We start from the raw sequence: 26,243 nt of genomic DNA on the forward strand, positions 1-26,243 counted from the left end.
TCTTTTATTCTCTTCTTTCTACGGAATTTATCGGATGTTGGTTTCGGGCAATACATCATTTTCTTCCCATTCCTTGATCCATTTGGCCATAAGTTCGGCCCAATCATCTCTATCGTTAAGACAGGGAACATGAATGTAGTCACCTCCACCTGCTTCTTGGAACTGTTCCTTGCCTTCCATGGCAATCTCTTCCAAGGTTTCCAAACAATCGCTTACAAATGCCGGAGTGATCACGGCCAATTTTTTGATGCCCTCTTTTCCAAACCTTTCAAACTCCTTATCCGTGAACGGCTGTAACCAAGGGTCGCTCCCTAGCCTAGACTGAAACGAAGTACTTACTTTTTCCTCGGGCAGGCCCAATTCTTTTTTCACCAGTTCGGTAGTATCGTAGCATTGGTGACGGTAACAGGTATGATGGGCCACAGAATTGGTTTTACAGCATTCCCCATTTAATTGGCAATGAAACTTGGTCGGGTCCGATTTTTTAACGTGCCGCTCGGGAATCCCATGATAAGAAAAAAGTATGTGGTCGTAATCAAACCCCTGTAGACCTTCGGCGATACTTTTTGATAATATTTTGATATAATTGGGGTTACTGTAAAATGCAGGTAATGTTGTCACTTGCATTTCGGGAAAATCCTCTTGTTGCACCTCAAGTGCTTTTACCACCACCGTTTCATAGGATGACATCGCATAGTGAGGGTATAAGGGTACCAAGAACACCTCATCGACACCTTTCTTCTTCAATTCTTGTAAACCTTCTTTAATGGACCCAGAACCGTAACGCATACCAAGAGCCACCGGAAGGTCGGTTTGCTTTTGCACTTTTTCGGTGAATCTTTCGGAAATAATGATCAAAGGGGAACCTTCTTCCCACCAAATTTTAGAATAGGCCTCGGCCGATTTTTTGGGTCGGGTATTCAAAATGATTCCGCGAACGATGATGTTCCGCAAAACCGGGTTCACGTCTATAACGCGCTCATCCATCAAGAACTCGTCCAAATATGGCTTCACATCTTTAGCGGTAGGGCTATCGGGAGATCCCAAATTGACCAATAAAACTCCTTTTTTCACGGCTTTTTAGTTTAGGCCGCTAAAATACAACACCAAGTGGACTTCGCCTTTTCCTAATCAAAATACTTTCTTATGGTGAAATAATGTTTCTCGATTTTGTTTGACCGATTTTCCTTCCTTGGGTTTTCTACCTTATTTTTGTTGATATGGAGTCCTTCTACGACAATGTTTCCAAAGAATCACTTATTTATTTGGGGGTTGCCCTTTTTGTTCTCATCGTACTGTATTGGAGTACTTCCGTTGTACTAAAACGTTTGGGCAAAAACCCAAAATATCTTCTTCCTAAAAGTGCTTTTCGGCGCTTGGCCTTCCCATTGGTTTTGATTTTTATATCTGTTCTCCTACGAATGAAGGCGCTACGTGACCTTCTGAACCTTGAAGATGCCGAGTACTGGTTTAAAAAAGCCAGCACCTTGCTTTTTATCTTTGCGATGGCCTGGGTAATGATCGCGATTTTGAAAATTGCCAAGAAAATCGTTATCAAAAACTACGATATGGGGGTTGCCGATAATTTGAAGGCGAGAAAAGTATATACGCAATTTACCATATTGGAACGCATCTTCATATTCATCATTATACTGTTGGGAATAGGGTTTATTTTGATGAGTTTTGAAGAAATCCGGGAAGTTGGCATCAGTATTTTTGCTTCAGCAGGTGTGGCGGGTATCATTATCGGATTTTCGGCCCAACAATTTATCGGTACCATATTGGCTGGAATACAAATTGCTATAGCACAACCCATAAAGTTGGACGATGTTGTAATCGTGGAAGGGGAATGGGGCAGAATCGAGGAAATCACACTGACCTACGTAGTGGTGAGCATTTGGGACAAAAGACGTTTGATAGTTCCTACCCCGTACTTTATAAACCAACCTTTCCAAAACTGGACAAAGACTTCTTCAGACCTATTGGGAACCATTTTTTTATATGTGGATTACAACGTGCCGTTCGATAAAATCCGTGAGGAACAGACTAGAATATTAAAAAACACCGATTTATGGGACGGTAAGGTCGACGTGGTACAAGTTACCGACACCAAGCCAAACTATGTCGAAATCAGAACGTTGTTAAGCGCCAAGGATTCGCCCACTGCATGGGATTTGCGTGTACATGTACGGGAAAAGCTGATTGTATTTCTTCAGGAGAATTATCCTGAAAGTATCGCAAGAACTACTAGGTTAAAGGTTGAGCATCAGAATGAAAATGAAAACCAAACGGATTCCTAAGTTCAACTTCCTTTTTTGCCATTTGACAGAATTTTCTTCTGACTCTCATTGAGATAGTTATCTTTAGCGCAACTAAACTATGCACATGAAAACCCTATTCCCATTGTTAATGGGCATTCTTGTTATTTGTTATGGATGCTCCAAAGATGAATCACAACCACCTAATCCCAATCCTACGGGAGAGGATGAACCAGAAGAACCAACCACTGAGAACCCAGAAGAACAAGAGCCAGAAATGGTGACCTATTTCACATTTGAGGCTTTAACCAACACTGGTGATACGGATGATTGGGTTATCATCCATGATGAAAATGGCGTTTTGTTGGATTTTAAATCGTTCGAGTTTGGAGACAAATTTGAATTTCAGGTTTTAGAAGAAGAACCCCAACCAAATAATTTCACCATTACACTATTCAACTACAAAAATTCAATTGAAGGTGAAATGTTGCATACAATTAAATCATATCCAAATATATCAGCGGAATCAAATTGGAAACATACTCCTAATGCTAAAGCAAACAACGAAGTTCAAAGGGGAAGCCCAATTGGCAGCGTGAACATAACGGTGAACGATGCCATATCACCCAAATATCAGTTCTTTTCGGACACAGGAGGTTTTATTCAATCCGATTACGGTCCGGATTTTGAAGGTGTCACACAAAATATTTTCAATGAAAATATTTCTATTTATCAAGAACAAAAGTTGTTCTACTCATTCTATGACTCCAACAACCAAGTGAAATATTATTCAATCGAAAATGTTTCGGACGGAGATGAAATCATTTTAGATTATTCAGATTTCCAGTCTTATGATAGCTATCTTGAGGTGGACCTCCCAGAAGATGGTGCTCAACACAATTTATTGGCTGTGGTGAACACCTTTGAAGAAAATCAAAATATAAGTGTGTCCAATGGTATTCACTTCTATTTTATTATTGACATTGTTGATTCAGATTCCACCGACCCACTAAAGCTTGGATATTTGGATGCCTATTCTAAATATCACAGCGTTTTATCATTGAACAATAACACCTATGCTTATAGCTTAGTGAAATTTGGTGACAAGCCAAACGAAATATCCATACCTAACGATACGGCAATAACGGTTTCAGATGAATCCATTTCCAACTATCAATTTGAAACCAATCTTGGTTTTCAAATGAAAGATATACTGTGGGAAGTTAAAGAAGGTGAAATATATGTCGATTTGATTCAAACAACTTGGAATGTGTTTTCGGCTCCTGATTTTTCGGGAACGATAGGAGAAATTCCAGAAGAAATACAATCATCCTATCCCAACTTAAGGATTGATGATTTAATTTTAACCTCAACAACCTTACATCTGGATTTCATCACATATCCTGATCTTTTACAGGTCGAGTTCATTAATCCAGAATTAAAAACATACTATAAGTCCCATGAATATTTTAGATTTAAACATTAAGGTATGCTTTTTCATACTCCTCACTCTAGGAATACCATCTACCACCTTTTCCCAGCAAATCACCTGTTCTCCAGAGGATATATCACTTTTCGAGACCAAAATTTCCGAGATGGAAAAAACCAGAGCTTCCAGTTTAGGTGATACTATTGCCCTGGTCGGTCAGTCTTTTTTGGGGACACCTTACGTGGAAAAAACGCTTGAAGTTGGCGATACGGAAACCTTGGTCGTAAATTTTGGAGGGCTGGACTGCACCACGTTTGTAGAAAATGTTTTGGCCTTTAGTTTGATGCTTAAAGAACAACAAAAGAATTTTGAAGATTTCACTGAAAATCTTGAAACCGTTCGGTATAGAAACGGGGATTTAAACGGATACCCCTCACGCTTGCATTACTTTACCGAATGGATACGCAACAACGAGAAAAAAGGTTTGGTAAAGGATATTACGGCCGAACTGGGCGGTGTGGAGCTGGAGAAACCTATCAATTTTATGGGAACTCATCGAGATTTGTACCCATTTTTGACCAGCGACGAGAACTTTGATGCCATGTTGGCCGTAGAAAAAGAAATAGCCAAAGAAAAACTCTGCTATTTGCCGCAAGATCAAATCGAAAGCAAGGAACATCTCATCAAATCAGGGGATATTCTTGCTTTGGCCACTTCCATAAAAGGATTGGATGTGACCCATACGGGGATTGCTATCCATCAACCAGATGGAAGATTGCACTTATTACATGCTTCCAGCAAAAATGGTGAGGTAGAAATATCCGAATTGCCCTTGGCGGATTACCTGAAAAACATCAAAAGCAATATTGGTATTATTGTAGCAAGGCCGACGTTACTTTCGCTTTAAGCACCACTCAATAGCACCTAAAAGATGTTGACGAAACATGGGCTCGTCATAAGAATCTTCGGTGTGTCCTCCCCCTGTGTAAAAGGCCCTGCCACCATCAAATTCGTGATACCAGGCAATAGGATGATTGGAACCATTGGTCCCACCTTCGTAGCTAGTCTCATCTAATTTGAGCAAAACGGTAACGTCCGGATTTAGATTTTTAAAGTTGTACCACTCATCGGTTCTTGTCCAAGAATCCTGCAAGTGCTCTGTGGACGGATGCGCCTTGCTCACTACATCAATTTTAGCTTCCCTCACATTGGGGTCATTGGGGTGGTCTACAAAGTAGCCGCCCACCAATTTACCATACCAAGGCCAGTCATACTCGGTATCGGATGCACCATGTATCCCCAAGAAAGCACCGCCTCCCTTAATATAAGACTCAAATGCCCTTTGTTGTGCATCGTTCAACACATCCAAAGTGGTGTTCAGAAAAACGACGAGTTTATAATTTTTTAGGTCTGAGGTTGTGAAGTCCTCTCCAGATTCTGTTTGAAGTACAATAAAGCCATTCTCCCGACCCAATTCCCTCAGGGTTTGTATTCCCTTCTCAATGGATTTATGCCGCCAACCTTTGGTTTTGGTGAAAGCCAATACTAGTTCCGGCATTTTTTGAGCTTCAGTTTCGGTTGTAGGTGTATCTTGTGCTGCCATCTGAAATACAAAACAAATGGATAGCAGGGACAATGTGAAGATTCTCATATGTTGTTTGTTTAGACGTTTGAAGTTAAGTATTTTTTTGGTGTAGTACCGAACTTCTTTTTAAAGGAGGCTATAAAATGGCTTGCAGTACTATAACCAACCTTTAACCCTACTTCATTTACATTGTGCTTGCCCGTTTCCAGCATTTTTCGGGCATACTCCATTTTATAATCAAACAAAAATCCGAATACGGAATCCCCATAGATTTGCTTGAAGCCTTCTTTCAGTTTTTTTAGGCTCAGCCCAACCTCTTGCGATAGCTCGGCCAAAGTGGGTGGCTCGGCCATACGGGAAATCATGATTTCCTTTGCCATGCGAATACGTCTAACATTATCTTCATCGGCCAAATAGGGGCATTGCTCCAAATCGGCATCCTCGGTTTTGTTGAAATAGAGGGAAATCAGCTCGTAGACCTTGCCTTTCAGATACAATTTTTTGATGGATGGATGTAGGTTGTAGTTCATTAACTGACTAAGAACGACCGCCGTGGCCGGGGATACCATCTCTTGGGAATAGTATTTTTTCTCTTTGTTCTCTTCGCTTAGGAACGGAATGTAATCTGCTTCGTCGGAAAACAGCGAATGGAACTTCCTGATGGTCATCACCACCGATAGCAACCAAGACCCGGGTGAAACCACCAAATCCAGTGGCAAATCCTTTTGGGTATTGTAGAGCAACAAGGAATTTTCCTCGTTCACTTCCAAATAGTAGTTCCCTTCGTTAAAATTGAACTTGGATTTGCCTTTCAGACAAAAATGAAATTGAATATAAGAACTATCAATATCCCGCTCTATAAGCTTTGCCTCCTGAGCATCATTTTGAATTTTGAGTATGTAAATTCCATCCTCGACCAAAATTTCGTCGTAAGAACCTCTAGCGATGTTTTTCATATCGGATTTTAATCAATCTTTGTTTTTTAATTAATTTAGAATCACTCTAAATTGTGATTTCAATAATCAAATTTATCAATAATAGCAACGTCTAACGTCATTTTCAATAAAAATAAACAATAAAATAACAGCATTGGTCATTTATAGTTCCGCTAGCGTTATTTTTTGACCTATAAGCCTGTTATTTTTGTGCTGCGATTTATAATCCTTTATGAGGGACTACCACATTTCAAAACATAATTCCTTCTATGCCGTTGGGTTGAGTTACAAGAAGGCGGATGCAGAGGTTAGAGGAAAGTTCAGTCTGGATGTTCCTGCTATTGACCATATTTTGGGCAAGGCCAAGGAAATAGGAATTGATGGTCTATTGGCCATTTCCACTTGTAACCGTACAGAACTCTACGGTTTTGCACAACACCCCTACCAGCTCATCAAACTTCTTTGCGACGAAACGCATGGAACCGTTGAAGAATTTCAGGAAGTGGCCTACGTGTATAAAAACCACGATGCCATTTCCCACATGTTCAAAGTTGGTACCGGTCTGGACAGTCAGATTTTGGGTGATTTTGAAATTATCAGCCAAATAAAGCAAGGGTTCTACCGTGCCAAAAAGCATGATATGGCCAATCCGTTCTTGGAACGTTTGTGCAATTCAGTGATTCAGGCCAGTAAGCGTATCAAAAACGAAACAGAACTGTCTTCGGGAGCTACGTCGGTGGCTTTTGCCTCGGTGAAGTACATATTGGACAACGTAACCGATATTTCCAAAAAGAACATTTTGTTGTTCGGAACTGGTAAAATTGGGAGAAATACCTGTGAAAATCTGGTAAAGCATTCCAATAATTCCCACATTACCTTAATCAACAGAACACGCGAAAAAGCGGAGGACATTGCCGGGAAATTTCAATTGAACGTAAAGGACTATGGCGATCTACAAACGGAAATCCGAAAAGCGGATATTCTGGTTGTGGCCACCGGAGCTCAATTGCCAACGGTTTCCAAAGCATTGATCTACCCTAAAAAGCCATTATTGGTGCTTGATTTGTCCGTTCCCAAAAACGTATCGGACGATGTAAAGGAACTGGACAATGTAACTCTAGTGCATCTTGATCAGCTTTCCCAGATTACCGATGAGACCTTGGCCAAAAGAAAAGAATATGTTCCCAAGGCGGAAGCTATTATAGAAAAAGTAAAAAAGGATTTCCTTAAATGGTTGGAAACCCGCAAGTTTGCCCCTGTGATCAATGCACTTAAGGACAAACTGAACACTATGAAAACCGAAGAAATCGATTTTCAGACCAAAAAAATTGAAGGTTTCGACCAAATGCAGGCAGAAATCATTTCCGACCGTATCATTCAAAAAATAACCAAACAGTTTGCTAACCACCTAAAAAGCAACGAGGTCGATACCGATGACAGCCTGGAACTTATTCAGAAAGTTTTTCAGCTAGAACTACACTCCAAATGAGCAAAATAATCCGCATTGGGACCCGCGACAGCGAATTGGCGCTGTGGCAAGCAACCACCGTGCAACAAAAGTTGGAAGCATTGGGGTACGACACTACTTTGGTACCTACCAAATCCATGGGAGACCAAGTGTTGGATAAGCCATTGTACGAGCTTGGGGTAACTGGAATCTTTACCAAGACCTTGGATGTCGCGTTGCTCAAAGGGGATATTGATATTGCGGTACATTCCATGAAAGATGTACCCACTCAATTACCAAAGGGAATTGTACAGGCAGCCGTTCTGGAACGCGCCATAACCCACGATATATTGGTCCACAAAGGTTCATCATTTTTGGAGAGCGACCAACCTGCCACTATTGCCACCGGAAGTCTACGACGAAAGGCCCAATGGTTGAACAAATATCCCAACCACAAAGTAGTGGACCTTAGGGGAAATGTAAACACTCGTCTACTGAAACTTATTGAAAACGATTGGCAAGGAGCCATTTTTGCACAGGCAGGATTGGAACGCATCAAATTATTGCCCAAAGATGCCGTTCAGCTGGACTGGATGATACCGGCTCCCGCGCAAGGTGCCATGCTCGTGGTCGCCAAGCAAGAAGATGACTTTGCCAAAGAAGCTCTGGGGAACCTAAACCACCCGGAAACGGAGTTGGCAACAACCATTGAACGTGAGTTTCTACGAACGCTGGAAGGCGGTTGTACCGCACCCATAGGAGCCTTGGCTCTTATAAAAGACAAAATGGTATATTTTGAAGGCGTTGTTTTCTCCTTGGATGGAAAGCAGAAAATCGATATCAAAAAAGAAGTAAAGCTGTCCGATGCCATAGGTCTTGGAAAAACCTGCGCCGCTGAAGTATTGCAAAAAGGAGGCGACAAATTGATGCAAGAAATCAGAAATGAAAACAGTACTGTCCACTAAAATATTGAGTTTGTCCCAAAAGGAGCTTTTTCTAAATTCCGGTCTGGGATTGGTGGAGTACGATGCCCTTAAAATTGAACTGTTGGATGTAAAAATCCCGTTCGACCACAACAAGTTAATTTTTACCAGCAAAAACGCTGTAAAAGCTTTCCTGAAACAGGCTCAGGATTTGGACACATCTAACCTCAGTGTATTTTGTGTCGGGGAAAAAACAAAATCATTTCTACAAGAAAATGGCCTTAAAGTGGTAGAAACAGCGCATTATGCATCAGAATTAGGTGAAATTCTGATTGAACGCTATAAAAATAAAACTTTTTTGTTCCTCTGTGGCAATAAAAGAAGGGACGACCTTCCAGAACTCTTGTCAAAAAATAACGTTCAGTATAAGGAGTTAGAAGTTTACCGCACCCACTTAAATTCGAAAAAGTTTCAACGCGATTTTGATGGTATCCTTTTCTTTAGTCCAAGTGGCATCCGAAGCTATCAACTGGAAAACAGTTTGATAAACAGCACTTTATTTTGTATTGGAGAAACTACGGCTTCTGAAGCAAAGAAATATTCTAAAAATATAATCATTGCCAATAAACCGACCGTAGAGAATGTGTTGGTCCAGGCGATAAACCATTATAGACACCCATGATAAAAAACGACTTGTTCCTAAGAGCTTTAAAAGGTGAAACTGTTGAACGTCCACCCGTATGGATGATGCGACAAGCAGGGCGCTATTTGCCAGAGTTTATGGAACTCCGTAAAAAATACGACTTCTTCACCCGTTGCCAGACCCCGGAATTGGCTTCGGAAATCACAGTGCAGCCCATTCGCCGATACGGCATGGACGCGGCTATTTTATTCAGCGATATTTTGGTGATTCCACAAGCCATGGACATCGAGGTACAGATGAAACCAAATTTTGGTCCTTATTTGCCCGACCCAATCCGCTCACAAGCGGATCTGGACAAGGTAATCGTACCGGATATTCAGGATACGCTGGGCTATGTGATGGACGCCATTACCATGACCAAGGAAAAACTGAACGATGACATTCCATTAATAGGGTTCGCAGGTTCCCCTTGGACCATACTTTGCTACTGCGTGGAAGGTCAGGGCAGCAAGAGTTTTGATAAAGCAAGAGGATTTTGTTTTACCCAGCCAAAGGCTGCGCACGAATTGCTTCAAAAAATTACGGATACGACCATCGCCTATCTTAAAGCAAAGGTTAAAGCCGGTGTAAACGCGGTTCAGGTTTTTGATTCTTGGGGCGGGATGTTGTCTCCAACCGATTATCAGGAATTCTCCTGGAAATACATACAACAGATTGTGGATGCATTAAAAGATGAAGCTCCCGTAATCGTTTTTGGAAAAGGATGCTGGTTCGCACTTAAGGAAATGGCCAACTCGGGCGCCTCTGCCGTTGGTGTGGATTGGACGTGTTCCGCTCAAAATGCACGATACTTAACTGGAGGCAATATAACCCTTCAAGGTAATTTTGATCCAGCCCGTCTGCTTTCGCCACCAGAGAAAATCAAGGAAATGGTTGTTCAAATGATCCGTGATTTTGGCAAGGACAAATATGTTGTGAACTTGGGACATGGTATATTACCGCATATCCCTGTGGAAAATGCAAAAGCATTTATTGATGCCGTCAAAGAATACAAGGAGTGAACCTATTTGCGGTACTAAAACGGGTCGATTTTAAAAATATACTTAAGGGTATATTTATTGGTATGAGTCGCCCGCACTTTATTTTGCCAACCATAAATGCTACTAAGGACTGTATTTCCATTTCGACCAAAAACTATGGCAAGCAGCATCATAAAAATGGTCCTGCCAATGCCTTCAGACACGCCTTTTGGAACTATTTGATTGCTAAAAGATGTTTCAAATGGCAAAACAATGAAGAAGTGGTCTTGGCTTGGGTCAAAAAAGTAACCGATTGGCACGAGGACTCATTTCCGAACAAAAAGTTACCACGGGAAATGGATTTGCACAATAATGAAGTTGGCCGCTTCATTTTTGAACAGTATATGGAAAAATCAGAACAGGAAGTTGTGCATTTATTAAAGGAAATGGCTTTGGAATCCATCAAAATTGATGAGAGTTCAGTGCTTTCCGAATATAAAAACCGAATGGTACATATTTTAGAACAATGAAAGATAAATTCTACGCATACATTCAACAATTACAAGATACTATCACCTCCAAATTGGAAGAATTGGATGGCACGGCCATGTTCCAACAGGACTTTTGGGAGCGTGAAGAAGGAGGTGGCGGGAGAACAAGAGTTATAGAGAACGGAGCTGTTTTTGAAAAAGGAGGGGTCAACATTTCCAAGGTGCACGGACCCTTGCCCAAAAGCATGCAAAACTACTTTGGGGTGGAAGATGTGGATTTCTTTGCCTGTGGACTGAGCTTGGTCATTCACCCCAAAAATCCAATGGTGCCAACAGTCCATGCCAACTGGCGCTATTTTGAAATGTACGACAAGGAAGGTAACATCGTTGACCAATGGTTTGGTGGCGGACAAGACCTTACCCCCTATTATTTATTCGAGGAAGACGCGGCACATTTTCATTCCATTTGTAAAAAAGCATGTGATGCCCACAATCCAGAATTTTACATCAACTACAAAAAGAAGTGCGACGACTATTTTTGGAATGCGCACCGGAACGAAGCTCGTGGCGTAGGCGGACTGTTTTTCGATTATTGCAAAGCCACCGAAGAAACCAGCATGGAAGATTGGTACAATTTTGTAACCGAGGTCGGGGACAGTTTCTTGGAGGCCTACGCTCCTATAGTTGAAAAAAGAAAAGATTTACCATATTCACAAGAACAGCGTGATTGGCAAGAAATTCGTCGCGGGCGCTATGTAGAATTTAATTTAGTACATGATAAAGGAACCCTTTTTGGTCTAAAAACCAACGGACGTATTGAAAGTATTTTGATGAGTTTGCCCCCGCACGTGCAATGGAAGTATGACCATCATCCAGAAAAAGGTAGCGACGAAGATAAATTGATAGAGGTACTACAAAACCCAAAAGATTGGGCCTAATGCTTAATTTTGTCCAGAAACCAAATCAATGAGACAGAAAATTTATCAAATAGACGCATTTACGAGCCAAACTTTCGGAGGCAATCCGGCAGCGGTCTGTATTTTGGAATCTTGGTTGAGTCCAGAGCTGATGCAGAAAATAGCCCAAGAAAACAATCTTGCGGAGACAGCCTTTGCAGTAAAGAAAGATGACCTGTACGAAATTCGATGGTTCACCCCTGAAGTTGAGGTTGACCTATGTGGACACGCCACTCTAGCGACCGCCTTTGTTATATTTCATTTTTATGAACTCGACAAAAATACCATTCAGTTTTATTCGAGCCGAAGTGGCAACCTATATGTAAACAAGGCCGACAACAACTGGTTGACCATGGATTTTCCAGCAGATACGCTGGTCGCCATCAAAAATATTGATGAAATCGACCAAGCATTGGGAAAATCCCCGGTAAAGACATACAAGGGAAAAAGCGATTACATGCTGGTTTACCAATCCCAAAAGGAAATTGAGGAACTCTCTCCCAACTTCTTCCTTTTGGACCAAGTGGACGCTAGAGGGGTCATTGTTACCGCTCCAGGCAACGAAGTTGACTTTGTATCCCGCTTCTTTGCCCCTTCTTGCGGTATTCCTGAAGACCCAGTAACCGGTTCGGCCCATACATCGCTTTCCCCTTACTGGTCAGAGGTGTTTCGCAAAACCAAAATGACAGCTAAACAGCTTTCCGAACGAGGTGGCGATTTGGTCTGCGAGTATTTGGGCGAGCGTGTAAAAATTTCGGGGAAAGCCGTGCTTTATCTAACAGGAGAAATTGATATTTAATATTAGCGATAAGCCTTAAGCAGTAAGCTCTAAGCCATGGGAAACTATAAAAATTACAAGGTCTGGGAAAAATCACATCAACTCGTACTTGACATTTATGGCTTGACCAAGGATTTCCCAAAATCGGAACAGTACAATTTAATCTCCCAGATGAATAGGGCTTCTGTCTCCATTCCCACAAATATTGCAGAAGGGTGTGGACGCGAAACTCAAAAAGAATTTATTCGATTTCTTTATATCGCTTCTGGTTCTGCCCACGAATTGGATTATCTTTTGCTTTTAGCCTCCGACTTGGGTTATATTGAATCAGAAATATCCAAAAACACTATTTCAGAAATAGATGAAATCAAGAAAATGCTTGCGGCATTAATCAAAACTATAAAAACATCGCTTTAAGCTTAAGGCTTATAACTTAAAACTAGCAACATGTACCCATTAATACGAAACCGAAGACTTCGCGCATCCGAATCCATTAGAAGATTGGTTCGGGAAACCACTTTGACCCCTGATGACTTTTTGGTTCCACTTTTCGTGACCGAAGGAAAAGGAATCAAAGAAGAGATTCCATCCATGCCCAACTACTTTAGGTTGAGTATGGACAATTTGGAAAAAGAAGTGAAAGAACTATGGAAAATGGGATTGTGTTCCGTACTTCTTTTTGTGAAGGTCGATGACAAACTTAAGGACAATAAGGGAACCGAGGCACTCAATCCCAATGGGTTGATGCAGCGCGCTATAAAAACCGTAAAAAATGCCTGTCCACAGATGTTGGTGATGACCGATGTGGCGCTTGACCCATTTTCATCCTATGGACATGATGGTATTGTGGCCGAAGGGCAAATTTTGAATGATGAAACTGCAGAGCTGTTGGCAGAAATGAGCGTTTCCCATGCCAATGCAGGGGCAGATTTTGTTGCCCCCAGCGATATGATGGACGGTAGAATCCTCACCATCCGCGAAGCTCTGGAAGACGAAGGGTTTCTTAATACCGGAATTATGGCCTATTCCGCCAAATATGCCAGTGCTTTTTATGGCCCGTTCCGGGATGCGCTAGATTCTGCACCCGTTGACATTGCCAATGTGCCGAAGGACAAAAAAACGTATCAGATGGATTATACCAATCGGTATGAAGCTATTAAAGAAACTCAAATGGATATCGACGAAGGGGCTGATATTGTGATGGTAAAGCCAGGGTTGTGCTATTTGGATATCGTCCGTGAAATAAAAAATGAAGTTGAAGTACCTGTTGCTGTTTATCAAGTTTCTGGGGAGTATGCCATGCTAAAAGCAGCAGCGGAAAAAGGTTGGTTGGACCACGATGCAGTCATGCTAGAGCAATTGACAGCGATTAAAAGAGCAGGCGCCGATATCATCGCCAGTTATTTTGCGAAGGATTTTATCCGTACTTTGGGATAAACCTAAAACCAAAATGAAAAAACTAGCGGTTTCATTTTTCCTTTTCACTTTAGTGATGCCCTTTGGGTTTTCCCAACGTGAGCTCATCCATGCCCTTCCCTCTACTTTGGGTTTCAATGAAAATTTCATCGACCAAAAAGTGGATTCCATTATGGAGATGGGAATTGATAGTTTAGCATTTCCAGGAGCACAATTGTTGGTCGCCAAGAACGATACTGTTATTTTCCATAAAGCTTACGGATTCCATACGTATGATGAAATTCAACCTGTTGCATTGAACGATTTGTATGATTTGGCTTCCGTAACAAAAATATCGGGGCCACTTCCCGCATTGATGAAGCTGGTGGATGAAGGCAAGCTGGACCTAGATAAACCATTCAGTATATATTGGGGCCCATGGAAACGAAGAAAGGATAAAAAAGACCTAACACTTCGTGAAATACTGGCGCATCAGGCAGGGCTAATACCATATATAGTTTTCTTGCAGAAAGTGCTTCGCAAAAACGGAGAAATCAAAAAAAGATTCGTGCACGATTCATCAGACAAACGATATCAAGGGCAGGTATATAATGGGCTATTCATCAATCATCGTTTTGAACGAAAAATGAACCGAATCATCAACCGATCCAAAGTTTCGGATGAAAAAAAGTACAAATACTCCGGACTTACATTTTTGATTTTTCCAACGTTGATAGAACAACTCACCGGAACCGATTACCAAACCTATTTGGATGAAAACTTCTACGGCCCATTAGGTTGTCACACCTTGGGGTATCTTCCCATGGAAAACAATTACGTAAATGCCATAGTTCCCACCGAAGTGGATTCTCTTTTCCGAAAGACCTTGGTGAAAGGTTGGGTACACGACGAAAATGCTTCGCTCAAGGGAGGGGTTTCTGGTAATGCCGGTCTATTTGGCACGGCAGATGATTTGGCCAAATTGATGCTGTTCTATCAGAATTATGGAAATGTAGATGGTAAACAGCTCATCTCAAAAGAAACCGTAAAAGAGTTTACTACCATACAATATCCCGAGAATGAAAATTACAGGGGCTTAGGTTTTGACAAACCTCTCCTGAACAATTCAGAACTTCCTTTGGAAGAAGCCTACCCCTCTCCTTTGGCTTCGCCCGAAAGTTTTGGCCATTCCGGATTTACCGGCACTTTTGTTTGGGCAGACCCGGTAAAAAATTTGACTTTCATCTTTCTTTCCAATCGGGTTTATCCCTCTAGAGACCACCGAAAACTTTACAGTTTGGACATTAGACAGGCGCTACAAGATGTTTTTTATAAAGCAGATACATTAAGCGTCCAAAATTAATTCCTATTCCCTATCTTGGTACTAAACATTCTGCCATTCTATGGGACTACTTATATTTTATGCCCTTATTTCCATATTCTTTTCATTTCTGTGCTCCATTTTGGAGGCTGTATTGCTAAGTATTACCCCAACCTTTATCAATGTAAAAAAGCAAGAGGGAAAAGATTATGCCGCCACGTTGGAATCCCTTAAAAAGGACGTGGACAAACCTCTGATCGCCATTCTTACCTTGAACACTGTTGCCCACACCGTAGGTGCAATTTTGGTCGGTGTACAGGCAAAAGTAGCTTATGCAGAAATGTATGGAAGCACAGAGCGAACCATATTTGGTTTTACCTTGACCGAAGACCTTATGGTTGGAATTGTATCCACACTTATGACAATATTGATCCTGGTAGCTTCAGAAATTATTCCGAAGACGATTGGGGCTACTTTCTGGAAGCAACTGGCCAACTTTACCAGCAAAGCGCTAAATATCATGGTATTTATTTTAAAGTGGACTGGATTGTTATGGCTTTTGCAACTTTTTACCAAGCTTGTTGGCGCCAAAGGGGAACATGGCAGTGTTTTGAGCCGTGAGGATTTTAGTGCCATGACCGAAATCGCACATGAAGAAGGCGTTTTTCAGGAATCGGAATCCAAGATGATCAAGAACCTGCTCTATTTTGATGAAATTCTGGCCCGCGATGTGATGACACCAAGAACCGTCATGAAAATTGCATCGGAAGACACCCCGATAAAAGAATTTTTTGAAAAGAACAGACCACTACGTTTTTCCAGAATTCCATTGTACAAGGATCGTATGGACAATATAACGGGCTTCTTTTTAAAGGATGAATTGTTGGAGGCCATCATCAACAAAAAAGGAAACGAAACCTTGGCCACCATCAGAAGGGAATTATTGGTCACCAACCGAAGTAAATCCATTAACGAGCTTTTCAAAAAGTTTGTGCAGAAGAGAGAGCATGTTTCTTTGGTGGTGGACGAATATGGTTCGGTAAGTGGTCTGGTGACCATGGAAGATGTAATCGAAACGTTACTCGGATTCGAGATTATGGACGAGAGCGACAACGTAGAAGACCTTCAAAAGCTCGCCAGAAAGAACTGGCATGCACGTGCAAAGCGATTAGGAATTATTGAAAAAGAAGACGAAATAGAGTAATGGAAATCGCTTACGTACAGACACCTATAGGAACAGCGGAATTAAAAGGGGATGAAAATGGACTTGCTGCAATCACTGTTTTGGAAGAAAAAAAACCAAACAGTACAATTCCAGAGGTTCTGAAGGATGCTGTTCAGCAATTTCAAGAATACTTTGATGGAAACCGAACGGTATTTGACCTAAAATTAAATCCGTCGGGGACCGATTTTCAGAAAAAGGTGTGGGATGCCTTATTGCAAATTCCCTTTGGAAAAACCATTTCTTATTTGGAACTTTCCAAACAACTCGGTGATGTAAAGGCCATTCGTGCAGTAGCCTCGGCCAATGGCAAAAATCCACTTTGGATTGTGGTTCCCTGTCATCGTGTAATAGGAACCAACGGAGACCTCACAGGCTATGCAGGTGGACTGCATAGAAAAAAATGGTTATTGGAACACGAGAGTCCTGCAAAGCAGACGACTCTTTTTTAAATTATTGCCATGCTTTATAAACTTAACCTGGAGCATATCCTTTTTTTGGATATCGAGACCGTTCCCCTACATGAAAATTTCACCCATCTGGATGAAACTTCCCAACAGTTATGGGAGCTAAAAACACAGTACCAACGCAAGGACGAGTTCTCGCCCGAGGAATTTTACGACCGTGCCGGTATTTGGGCCGAGTTCGGCAAAATTGTCTGCATCTCGGTGGGCTATTTTAAAATGCAGGGCGAGACCAGAAATTTTAGGACCACTTCCTTTTATGGTGATGAGGCCAAAATCCTCAAAGAGTTCAAACAACTGCTCATAGATTATTTTAGCAGCGTAAAACATCTTTTGTGTGCGCACAATGGCAAGGAGTTCGATTTTCCGTATATCGCCCGCAGAATGGTGATTAACGGCATTAATCTGCCCTACAAGCTAGATTTATTCGGTAAAAAACCGTGGGAAGTGCCTCATTTGGATACTATGGAACTTTGGAAGTTCGGCGATTACAAACATTACACTTCGCTCAAGTTATTGGCGCATATACTTGGAATCCCTTCCCCAAAAGAGGATATGGATGGCAGTATGGTGAAAGATGTGTTCTACAAGGAAAAGGATATCAACAGGATTATCGATTATTGCGAACTAGACGTAGTCACTACCGCTCAGGTATTTTTGCGCATGCGCAACGAGGAACTTTTAACCGAAGATGAAATCAAAAAGGTGTGAGTTTAGATGTCATATATCAGAGGTCGGAGGTCAGTAGGCAGTATTGAGTAATGAGAAAATGGTCGCTTCGCTCAGTATAACAACTCGGCCGCTGAGCGGAGCCGAAGCGACATTGCATGTTATCGGCATTTTGCGAGGAAAGCCGGTAGGTGCTATTATTTGAAAAGTGATACAAATCCTTGATTTTCGACTAAAAACCACTATTCCTACGATTTGTTGCGGCAAACCCCCGTTCAACCGCACGCAAAAACAGGGTGACTGTTCTGTTATCATCCATTCCGATGAGTGGCCGTGTTTCGGGAAACGTTTTGGTCGCTGAGCGGAGCCGAAGCGACACGAATCGCACCAAAAATTGGCCAAAGGGAAAAGGTGAAGGGTAAAAGGTTCCGAGTGTCATTTCGAACGGATGTGAGAAATCTTGTAATGTGGGGAACAAAGGGGATTTCTCAATCGGTGCTCTGCACCTCATTTCGAAATGACAAAAGTTGCTATGAAGAAATGAAGCCTTGATTCTACCCAACCCGCCCATTGTTAATTGATAATTGTTTATTGTCTACTGAACCGACACGAATTCCACGAATTTCCACAAACCTTTATACTGATTTCTGACCTCAGACTTCTGACTTCTGACTTCTGACTTCTGACTTCTGACTTCTGACTTCTGAAAGCTAAAAAAGAAAAGCCCCCCGCTTGCACGGAAGGCCTTTCAATAATTAACCATTAAATTTGAAGAAAATGAATTTATTTTACAAAAACATCATTAGCTACTCCATAAATATTACTTAAATTTTGATTGACCCCATCAATCCATAATGTCGGAGAATCTTCGGTTACTCCAACAGCATATACTTTCCCGTTTTTAACAAATAAAGATCTTATGTTTGTAAAAGTATCTGGCTCTCCCAAAAATGTATAATCAGATCCATTTTTGACAATAGCTCCCAGATAATGGTCTTGGGATTTTATTCTGCCACCAACATACACATCACCATTATCTACAAAAACGGTGTGTATGGATATTCCAAGATAACTACCTATTAACGCATTATTTTTCCATAATTTTCCTGCTGCCAAAGAATTTTTGATCTCGAAACCTACAACATAAACATCGTTGCCATCTATAAACACATCCGTAGCTTCGGCAATACCCTCTCCATCGGTTAAAGTTATTGGTACGCCATTTTCCCATACAGTAGCCACAGATTTACCGTTCAATCCTCTGTAGCCAACAACATATGTTTTTCCATTTCCAACTGCAACATTCAATGCATCGGATGTATCATAACCCATTGAGTTCAGTGGTTGCACCTGTCCATTCACCCATTGTACCGCATTTTTTGAATTGTTTAAGTCATTGTTATTTCTGATATTTCCTACAATATATTCAGTACCATTCTCAACAAATATCGAGTTGGCTGCATAAGCAAAAGTTTCGGAAGGTTGTGTTATGTTGCTGACATTCCCATTTTTCCAGAGCTTAATTACAGAATTTGGGGCAATGCTATCAGTCATTGCAATGTATACATCATCATTATACAAATACATGGAGGCTGCGTTAGCACTAGTACTGCCATCAGTCAGTTGGGTGACATTTCCATTGACCCACATCTTTGCAATGGATCCCAAAGGTTGTTCTTTAGTTCGTCCTACAACATAAACATTGGGATTAACCACCACAGTTACGGTCGCGCTCGCATTGTCCACGATAACGGTAATGGTGGTCTGGCCCTCTGCAACAGCGGTAACGTTGCCCTCTTGGTCCACGGTGGCCACATCGGTGTTGTCCGAGCTCCAAACGGGCGTGCTTGTCTCCTCTACGTCTGCCTCCAGTGCAAAAATGGACAGTTCCCCGGTATCGCCGGTATAGAGCTCCATGCCCTCCTTGTCCAATTCCAGTTTGGTCACCGGCCCGTCCACCACGCTTACGGTACAGGTGGCTTCCGCTCCGCCCGCGTTTGCTGTAATGGTGGCCTCACCTATTTTCAATGCGGTCACTACGCCGTCGGCGTCCACGGTGGCCACGGTCTCGTCGCTGCTACTCCACGCCACGGTGTTCTCACCGATGTCGGTGGTCACTTCCAGCGATGCGGTATATTTAGGATAAGGATATAACGTCACCGCCTCTTCGTTCAGGGCAATGGTCAATGGGACGTCTTCTGTAACTTTGAACGTTTCGGTACTGGTGGCGGTCTTTCCGCCCACGGCAACGGATATCTTGGCGGTCGCTGCACCATCGGGTACCTTCGCCACGAGCTTGGTGGTACTGGCAGTGGTAACGCTGGCGGCCAAATTGCCGAACTTTACGGTGTTCTTGGAGGCAGTGGCATCAAAGTTGGTCCCGTTGATGGTGACCAAAGTGCCCACGGTGCCGGAAAGGGGCGTAAAGCTGGTTATCGTCGGGGCCTCATCGCCTGTCTTGGGGGTGTCGGGGGTATCGGGAGTGTCAGGGCCATCGTCCTTGCCACAGGAAAGTGCGAACAGGCAAACCGATAGGGCCGCAACGGCCCAAATACTGAATTTTTTCATATCAATTACTTTTTAAAGTTGTCGATTCCAACAAAGTAAGGACAAGCGAAGGTATTTTAGGGGCGCCAATTGACGGATGCCCCGTTTGAATTGACGGATGGGGGTTTTGGGTTTAGGAGAAGTGAGATTTTAGTATTGAGAAGTGAGAAAACGGGGTGGGTTCAGCTATCAGAGGTCGGTTGACGGTCGCTGAGCGGAGTCGAAGCGACATTTTATTGATTGTACATTGAATGGACACGAATTACACGGATTATCGCGAACTATTGGCCAAAGGGAAAAAGGTGAAGGGTAAAAGGTTCCGAGTGTCATTTCGAACGGATGTGAGAAATCTAGTGATGCGAAGTGCAAAGGAGATTTCTCAATCGGTGCCCTGCACCTCATTTCGAAATGACCAACCAGCTTTGAAGTTTTGACTCTTTTTTATTAAAACTATCATAACTCACTTGATTGCTTATTGCCCATTGGTGATTGGTCATTGAAAAGACACGAATTACACGGATTATCACGAACTTTTTATGGAGAGGCAGATCTCAGATTTCAGAAGTCAGAGGTCTGATTTCTGACTTCTGATATCTTGGTTCTTAGCTCTTTTATCCCAGATCTCAATACCAACATCTAATATCTACCAAAAAGAAAAGCCCCCACCAAAGCGAGGGCCTGTTCAACCAAATAAAAATTAGAGTAAATAAAATTTATTGTACTATCAAGTCAAAAGATTTGGCATCTTGGGAACCATCAGTAATGGTCATCTCCTCATCGTTCTTCCATAGTTTGACCACATTTTTACCACCTAAGGCTGCGAACCCGGATGCATACACATTACCAATATTGGTGTGGATAGCGTTGGCTTCCGTGTAGTTTCCACCATCAGGATGTTGATATAATACTTCCCCATTCTTCCATATCTTCGGAGCAATGCCATCGTTTCCAGCTACATAAACATTGTCACCATCAACAAAAACAGATTGTGCGTAACCATTGTTGCTTCCATCGGTAAGTTCTTTTGCAAGCACATTGTTCTTCCAGATTTGAGCTTTAAATTTTCCTTCTTCGACTTCCGTTCCAACAGTATATACATCGGTCCCATCCCAAACCATGGAATATGCTTCCGCAGGGTTGCTGCCATCTGAAAGATCGTGCAATACCTGAAAGTTTTTCCACACCCTAGCTTCATTTAGCTCTCCGTTGCTCTCATGTCCGGCTACGTATATATCAATACCGTCCACATGAATCGATTTACCATAGGCATTGGTAACCCCGTTGGTTACGTTTTTTAAAAGGTTGCCGTTTTTCCAAACCTTAGCTACAAAAAACCCGTCTACACTTTCCTCGCCTACAGCATATACATCGGAACCTTCAACGAATATTCCATTGGCCCGTGCCCCATTGGCGCCGTTGGTAAGCTGGTAAAGTTCTTCCCCGTTTTTCCAGACCATGGCCACATTGCCGTCATTACCGGCTGCATAGGTGTCAGCTCCCACAACGAACAAGGAATTCACTTGTGAATTGTCACTGCTGGTGCTGAGTCCCTGTTTTGTACCATTTTTCCAAATGGCCGCCACATTGTTGGTTCCATTGCTCTCATATCCTCCGATATACACATTGGGCACAATAGTCGCAACTGCATTTACAGATTGACTTCCTACCGTAGCTGTTATTGTTGCATTTCCGGCTCCCATGGCAGTTACTTTACCATTGGCATCTACCATGGCCACTTCCGGATTACTGGAGGTCCAGTTAATGGTTGCCCCTCCATTTCCGCTGGCAACAAGGATTTCGTTGTCCAAGGTGTAAAGTTCCAAGGCTGTTTTGTTCAACGCCAATACTGGGGCATCCTCTTCCACGGTAAATGTGGAGGTACTAATTGCCGTATCTCCATTGGCTGTTACGGATATTTTTCCAGTAATTGCGCCAACAGGAACAGTTACCACAAGTTTAGTGGTGGAAACGGTGGTTATTTCTGCGGCAATGTTTCCAAATTTAACCGTGTTATTGGTTTTGGTATTCCCAAAATTTTTACCATTAATGGTAACATTGGTTCCAACTTTACCGGAAGACGGGGTAAAATTGGTGATAGAGGGAGCGGGTATAGGTGCGGGAGCGTCGTCCTTACTGCACGCCAAAGCAACTATAAAAATTGAGAAAGCAAGCGATGCTTGCAACAATACTTTTTTCATAACAAAAATTTTATGGGATTATTAATTCATCACAAAGAAATGTCAAAGTTTTGGGGCGATCCGGCACCAATTGACGTATGCCCCTTTTGAATTGACGGATAAGGGTTTTGGGTTTAGGAGAGGTGAGATTTTAGTGTTGAGAAGTGAGAAAACGGGGTGGGTTCAGCTATCAGACGTCGGTTGACGGTCGCTGAGCGGAGTTGAAGCGACATTTTATTGAGTGTACATTGAATGGACACGAATTATCACGAACTTTTTATGGGGAGATCAGATTTCAGGTTTCAGAGGTCTGACTGCTGATGTCTGACATCTGATATCTTGGTTCTTGAATCCACCCAACCCTATCACATTGTTAATTGGTAATTGTGCATTCTTAACTGAAAAAGCGGTGACATTTCTTACTTTTACGGTTCTAAAGAGAAAACTCCATACTATGAAAAAACTACTTTTTATTGCTTTGTCCTTTTTTGTTGTTTCGATGGCTTCGGCCCAGACAGAAGAGGAGATCAAGGCCGAAATGGGACCTAAAAAAGATTCCATTGCAGCTATTCAAAAAAGGGTGAATGCCCTTCAAGCTCAGTTAGACGCCCTTCCCGGGTGGAAAATAGGTGCTTTCGGGACCATCGGCGGGAGCCTGTCCCAGTTCAACAATTGGTTTGCTCAAGGAATTCCCAACAATTCATCAGGCAATATCGGATTTACGGTAAATGCCTTTGCCAATCTTAAAGAAGAAAAGTTTTTTTGGAGAAATGCCGCCAACGTCAACCTTTCTTGGGTAAAATTGGACGATAAGGATGACCCTACAGATGATGATAGCTTTCGTCAAGCTACGGATGTGTTCAATATTTCATCCTTATACGGTAGAAAATTGAGCGAAAAGTTTGCTATTTCCGGTCTTGCAGAATATAGGACCACGATACTGAGCAACTTTAACGATCCTGGCTATTTAGACCTTGGTGTGGGTGCCACTTGGACACCGATACCGGATTTGGTGGTAGTAATGCATCCACTCAACTACAACTTTGTATTCAGTAGTGAGGATACCATTTTTGAATCTTCCATGGGTGCCAAGATTGTGGCGGACTATACCAAACAACTTGGTGCAGTGAGCTTTAAAAGTAACCTATCCCTGTTCCAAAGCTATGAAAGCAGCGACCTGAGCAACTGGACCTGGACCAACTCCTTCAGCTATAAATTATGGAAAATGATAGGAGTAGGTTTTGATTTTGGTTTGAGAAACAACAAGCAAGAGACGCTTAACTATATCGTGAACAATGCCCCGACCCCCAATCCAGATGCTACCTTCGATACTATAGATAACGAACTACAGACCTACTGGACTTTAGGGCTTAGTTATAAGTTCTGATTTAAATACGAAGCATAAAAAAAGCCACCGAAACGGTGGCTTTTTTGTGGGGTGAAAATGTTTTTTATGTTTTCAAGACCATGGTCTAAGTAGGTTAAGATCGATTAAGATCTGCGTTCGACACTAAAATGACTTAAAAACAATGTGAAAGTAGGCCATGGGTGGTGATTGCCTAAACTTTTGTTGTGAAGTGTCCCAAAACTGTTGTGAAACAAATATTAAGTTGTAGTTCGTCGAAGATGTCGCCAGAATCAATACTCGTCCAAATGTTCCGGGTACAAAAAGTTGTTGTACGGAAATCGGGTTACATGGATATCGCGAACCGCATCATAAACACGTTTTCGGAACTCGTCCATGTTTTCCTTGTTGAGGGCCGATATAAAAAGTGCTTTGTCCCCAATTTTATTGAGCCAAGTTTTCTTCCACTCCTCCAAGGTAAAATGGGCGGAAGTGCGTTCTGTCACCAAATCATCCTCATCTATCTCCTCCGGACTGTACTGGTCGATTTTATTGAACACCATAATGCAGGGCTTGTCCGAACTGTCAATTTCGTCCAAAATCTGATTTACGGAGTCGATATGTTCCTCAAAATTCGGATGGGAAATATCCACTACATGCAACAGTAGGTCAGCTTCACGTACCTCGTCCAGCGTACTCTTAAAACTTTCTACCAACTGGGTGGGCAGTTTTCGAATAAATCCTACCGTATCACTTAGCAAAAAAGGAAGATTGCCCAACACCACTTTTCTGACCGTAGTGTCCAAAGTGGCGAACAGCTTGTTCTCTGCGAACACTTCGCTCTTGCTGATCACGTTCATTAAAGTGGATTTACCAACGTTGGTATACCCCACCAAAGCAACCCTGACCAAAGACCCACGGTTGCCTCGCTGTGTCTCCATTTGGCGGTCTATTTTGGCCAATTTCTTTTTTAGAAGGGCAATTCGGTCACGCACAATCCGTCTATCCGTTTCAATCTCCGTTTCACCAGGCCCCCGCATACCGATACCCCCTCGTTGACGCTCCAAGTGTGTCCAAAGACCGGTCAATCGCGGTAATAAATATTCATATTGTGCCAGTTCCACCTGGGTACGGGCATAGCTTGTTTGGGCACGTTGGGCAAAAATGTCCAGAATAAGGCTGGTTCTGTCCAAAACCTTGCACTTCAATAACTTTTCTATATTGTTCTGTTGTGCAGGGGATAGTTCATCATCAAAGATAACGGAGCCGATTTCATTTTCCTTTACAAATTGGCGTACCTCTTCCATTTTACCACTACCGATGTAGGTTTTGGGATTGGGCACATCAATTCGCTGTACAAACCTTTTTTCAACTTCGCCGCCTGCGGTATACGTCAAAAATTCAAGTTCATCCAAGTATTCCTTTACCTTGTCCTCATCTTGGTACTGGTTCAAAACACCTATAAGTACCGCCTTTTCATATTCTATTGATTTCTTTTCTAGCATCAAATGGATTTAGACTACAAATTTACGTAATGTTTTGGAAGCTATTTTTGTACTTTGCCTTCTCTATTTGTCAACCCTTATACTTTTTTCATTGCAAAAACAGGAAAACAGATACACCGTAGCATTTTATAACCTTGAAAATTTCTTTGATACCGTAAACGATCCGTATTTGTTGGATGATGACTTTACGCCGAACGGGTTTAAGAAGTGGAACAAAGCCAAATTTTGGAACAAGGCCAACAAAATTTCAAGGACAATTTCGGCGATAGGCTCGAACGAAAGTGATTCTCCTCCGATTTTGATCGGCTTGGCGGAGGTTGAAAATAAAAATGTGATAAAATCCTTGTTGAAATCAAAACAGCTACGAGATATCGACTACGATTTTGTGCATTTTGATTCACCCGATGAACGTGGGATAGATACGGCGCTTATCTATCATAAAAAACATTTTGGGGTAATCGGTGCCGAAACCATTCCCTTGATAGTACAGAACACCAACGGCGAGCGCGACCTTACTCGTGATATTCTTTATGTACGTGGAAAGTTGCACCAAGAGGAGGTTCACATATTCGTGAACCATTGGCCATCTCGGAGGGAGGGTGCAGAAATAACAAGCTACAAACGCATAAAGGCAGCTAACACCATACTTGAAAAAATTGACCGAATCCAAGAAACTCATCCAAATATTATTATCATGGGCGATTTTAACGATGGACCAAATTCTGAAAGTATTCAAACCCTCATGGATACCGGTCAATTGATAAACCCAATGAAAAAACTTCTGTCGCCCGTCACAGGTAGCGCCAATTACAAGAGAGCATGGAGTCTTTTCGACCAAATCCTTATTTCTCACAGTTTTTTGAACTACGAAGTAAACACCCATAGTTTTGTAAAGGCAGACATTTTTGCTCCCCGTTTCTTAAAGGAGTGGAAAGGCAGGTATAAGGGTAATCCATTTAGAACTTATGCTGGGAACAAATATTTAGGTGGGTATAGTGACCATTTTCCCGTGTACATACTCATGGATGAGAACAAAACCTAAGAGTAGGAATAAGTCTACACCACATAAAAGTTAATTTTCACAACATAAAGCGGTAAATCACTATGCATTTCATCGAATAAAGTAGGAATTTT

Annotated in this window: 24 protein-coding genes; 18 read left to right on the forward strand and 6 right to left on the reverse strand. The window is 42.1% G+C overall.

Annotation, left to right across the window (positions count from 1 at the left end; all coding sequences use genetic code 11):
- Nucleotides 1–27: 27 nt before the first annotated feature.
- Nucleotides 28–1,074, reverse strand: coding sequence for a ferrochelatase (gene hemH / locus DCK90_RS07150; RefSeq protein ID WP_108245498.1), 1,047 nt, complete (start codon nucleotides 1,072–1,074; stop codon nucleotides 28–30).
- Nucleotides 1,075–1,220: 146 nt separating this feature from the next.
- Between hemH and DCK90_RS07155 the strand changes: the two genes are divergently transcribed.
- The 3 genes from DCK90_RS07155 (at nucleotide 1,221) to DCK90_RS07165 (ending at nucleotide 4,594) form a co-directional block, all read left to right on the forward strand.
- Nucleotides 1,221–2,300, forward strand: a complete 1,080-nt coding sequence (locus DCK90_RS07155; RefSeq protein WP_108245499.1) for a mechanosensitive ion channel family protein — start codon at nucleotides 1,221–1,223, stop codon at nucleotides 2,298–2,300.
- An 85-nt stretch (nucleotides 2,301–2,385) separates the two neighbouring features.
- Complete coding sequence (locus DCK90_RS07160; RefSeq protein ID WP_108245500.1) at nucleotides 2,386–3,744, forward strand: hypothetical protein; 1,359 nt, start codon at nucleotides 2,386–2,388, stop codon at nucleotides 3,742–3,744.
- A 109-nt stretch (nucleotides 3,745–3,853) separates the two neighbouring features.
- On the forward strand, nucleotides 3,854–4,594 hold the full coding sequence (locus DCK90_RS07165) for an N-acetylmuramoyl-L-alanine amidase-like domain-containing protein (RefSeq protein WP_234414670.1): 741 nt from the start codon (nucleotides 3,854–3,856) through the stop codon (nucleotides 4,592–4,594).
- Here the strand turns inward: DCK90_RS07165 and DCK90_RS07170 are convergent.
- A complete protein-coding gene (locus DCK90_RS07170; protein ID WP_108245502.1) occupies nucleotides 4,580–5,338 on the reverse strand; it encodes a ThuA domain-containing protein in 759 nt (252 codons plus the stop codon). The genes DCK90_RS07165 and DCK90_RS07170 overlap by 15 nt on opposite strands.
- A gap of 11 nt (nucleotides 5,339–5,349) precedes the next feature.
- Nucleotides 5,350–6,228 carry a helix-turn-helix domain-containing protein gene (locus DCK90_RS07175; RefSeq protein ID WP_108245503.1) on the reverse strand — a complete coding sequence of 293 codons (879 nt, stop codon included), beginning with the start codon at nucleotides 6,226–6,228 and terminating at the stop codon, nucleotides 5,350–5,352.
- Nucleotides 6,229–6,439: 211 nt separating this feature from the next.
- Between DCK90_RS07175 and hemA the strand changes: the two genes are divergently transcribed.
- The 13 genes from hemA (at nucleotide 6,440) to DCK90_RS07240 (ending at nucleotide 17,577) form a co-directional block, all read left to right on the forward strand.
- Nucleotides 6,440–7,696 (forward strand): glutamyl-tRNA reductase, encoded by a 1,257-nt coding sequence (gene hemA, locus DCK90_RS07180; protein ID WP_108245504.1) that lies wholly within the window; start codon nucleotides 6,440–6,442, stop codon nucleotides 7,694–7,696.
- The gene (gene hemC / locus DCK90_RS07185) at nucleotides 7,693–8,619 is read left to right on the forward strand and encodes a hydroxymethylbilane synthase (protein ID WP_108245505.1); all 927 of its coding nucleotides are present in this window, start codon (nucleotides 7,693–7,695) and stop codon (nucleotides 8,617–8,619) included. Before hemA ends, hemC begins: the two co-directional genes overlap by 4 nt.
- On the forward strand, nucleotides 8,597–9,259 hold the full coding sequence (locus tag DCK90_RS07190) for a uroporphyrinogen-III synthase (protein ID WP_108245506.1): 663 nt from the start codon (nucleotides 8,597–8,599) through the stop codon (nucleotides 9,257–9,259). Before hemC ends, DCK90_RS07190 begins: the two co-directional genes overlap by 23 nt.
- Nucleotides 9,256–10,281, forward strand: coding sequence for a uroporphyrinogen decarboxylase (hemE, locus tag DCK90_RS07195; RefSeq protein ID WP_108245507.1), 1,026 nt, complete (start codon nucleotides 9,256–9,258; stop codon nucleotides 10,279–10,281). The genes DCK90_RS07190 and hemE overlap by 4 nt, the downstream gene beginning before the upstream one ends.
- 62 nt (nucleotides 10,282–10,343) lie before the next feature.
- The gene (locus DCK90_RS07200; protein WP_159075786.1) at nucleotides 10,344–10,769 is read left to right on the forward strand and encodes a DUF6973 domain-containing protein; all 426 of its coding nucleotides are present in this window, start codon (nucleotides 10,344–10,346) and stop codon (nucleotides 10,767–10,769) included.
- Nucleotides 10,766–11,668: an oxygen-dependent coproporphyrinogen oxidase gene (gene hemF / locus DCK90_RS07205; RefSeq protein WP_108245509.1), complete on the forward strand. Its 903-nt coding sequence runs from the start codon at nucleotides 10,766–10,768 to the stop codon at nucleotides 11,666–11,668. The genes DCK90_RS07200 and hemF overlap by 4 nt, the downstream gene beginning before the upstream one ends.
- A 28-nt stretch (nucleotides 11,669–11,696) precedes the next feature.
- A complete protein-coding gene (locus tag DCK90_RS07210; protein ID WP_108245510.1) occupies nucleotides 11,697–12,485 on the forward strand; it encodes a PhzF family phenazine biosynthesis protein in 789 nt (262 codons plus the stop codon).
- Between the two features lie 36 nt (nucleotides 12,486–12,521).
- Nucleotides 12,522–12,881 (forward strand): four helix bundle protein, encoded by a 360-nt coding sequence (locus tag DCK90_RS07215; RefSeq protein ID WP_108245511.1) that lies wholly within the window; start codon nucleotides 12,522–12,524, stop codon nucleotides 12,879–12,881.
- Nucleotides 12,882–12,911: 30 nt separating this feature from the next.
- A complete protein-coding gene (gene hemB / locus DCK90_RS07220; protein ID WP_108245512.1) occupies nucleotides 12,912–13,901 on the forward strand; it encodes a porphobilinogen synthase in 990 nt (329 codons plus the stop codon).
- A gap of 13 nt (nucleotides 13,902–13,914) precedes the next feature.
- The gene (locus DCK90_RS07225; RefSeq protein ID WP_108245513.1) at nucleotides 13,915–15,222 is read left to right on the forward strand and encodes a serine hydrolase domain-containing protein; all 1,308 of its coding nucleotides are present in this window, start codon (nucleotides 13,915–13,917) and stop codon (nucleotides 15,220–15,222) included.
- Between the two features lie 40 nt (nucleotides 15,223–15,262).
- Nucleotides 15,263–16,384 carry a CNNM domain-containing protein gene (locus tag DCK90_RS07230; RefSeq protein ID WP_108245514.1) on the forward strand — a complete coding sequence of 374 codons (1,122 nt, stop codon included), beginning with the start codon at nucleotides 15,263–15,265 and terminating at the stop codon, nucleotides 16,382–16,384.
- Nucleotides 16,384–16,854: a methylated-DNA--[protein]-cysteine S-methyltransferase gene (locus DCK90_RS07235; protein WP_108245515.1), complete on the forward strand. Its 471-nt coding sequence runs from the start codon at nucleotides 16,384–16,386 to the stop codon at nucleotides 16,852–16,854. The genes DCK90_RS07230 and DCK90_RS07235 overlap by 1 nt, the downstream gene beginning before the upstream one ends.
- Nucleotides 16,855–16,863: 9 nt before the next feature.
- A complete protein-coding gene (locus DCK90_RS07240) occupies nucleotides 16,864–17,577 on the forward strand; it encodes a 3'-5' exonuclease (protein ID WP_108245516.1) in 714 nt (237 codons plus the stop codon).
- Between the two features lie 741 nt (nucleotides 17,578–18,318).
- On the opposite strand, the gene DCK90_RS07245 is transcribed toward DCK90_RS07240, so the two are convergent.
- Nucleotides 18,319–20,103, reverse strand: a complete 1,785-nt coding sequence (locus DCK90_RS07245; RefSeq protein WP_108245517.1) for an Ig-like domain-containing protein — start codon at nucleotides 20,101–20,103, stop codon at nucleotides 18,319–18,321.
- A 692-nt stretch (nucleotides 20,104–20,795) separates the two neighbouring features.
- Nucleotides 20,796–22,280 (reverse strand): IPT/TIG domain-containing protein, encoded by a 1,485-nt coding sequence (locus DCK90_RS07250; protein WP_108245518.1) that lies wholly within the window; start codon nucleotides 22,278–22,280, stop codon nucleotides 20,796–20,798.
- Nucleotides 22,281–22,713: 433 nt separating this feature from the next.
- On the opposite strand from DCK90_RS07250, the gene DCK90_RS07255 reads away from it, so the two are divergent.
- Nucleotides 22,714–23,646: a DUF3078 domain-containing protein gene (locus DCK90_RS07255; RefSeq protein ID WP_108245519.1), complete on the forward strand. Its 933-nt coding sequence runs from the start codon at nucleotides 22,714–22,716 to the stop codon at nucleotides 23,644–23,646.
- Nucleotides 23,647–23,897: 251 nt separating this feature from the next.
- Here DCK90_RS07255 and hflX read toward each other — a convergent pair whose 3' ends face one another.
- Nucleotides 23,898–25,109 carry a GTPase HflX gene (hflX, locus tag DCK90_RS07260; protein ID WP_108245520.1) on the reverse strand — a complete coding sequence of 404 codons (1,212 nt, stop codon included), beginning with the start codon at nucleotides 25,107–25,109 and terminating at the stop codon, nucleotides 23,898–23,900.
- 91 nt (nucleotides 25,110–25,200) lie between these two features.
- Between hflX and DCK90_RS07265 the strand changes: the two genes are divergently transcribed.
- Nucleotides 25,201–26,151: an endonuclease/exonuclease/phosphatase family protein gene (locus tag DCK90_RS07265; RefSeq protein ID WP_108245932.1), complete on the forward strand. Its 951-nt coding sequence runs from the start codon at nucleotides 25,201–25,203 to the stop codon at nucleotides 26,149–26,151.
- Nucleotides 26,152–26,243: the final 92 nt, after the last annotated feature.

Origin of the sequence: Muricauda brasiliensis, from assembly GCF_003057865.1 — a bacterium.
Taxonomy (GTDB): Bacteria; Bacteroidota; Bacteroidia; order Flavobacteriales; family Flavobacteriaceae; genus Flagellimonas; species Flagellimonas chongwuensis.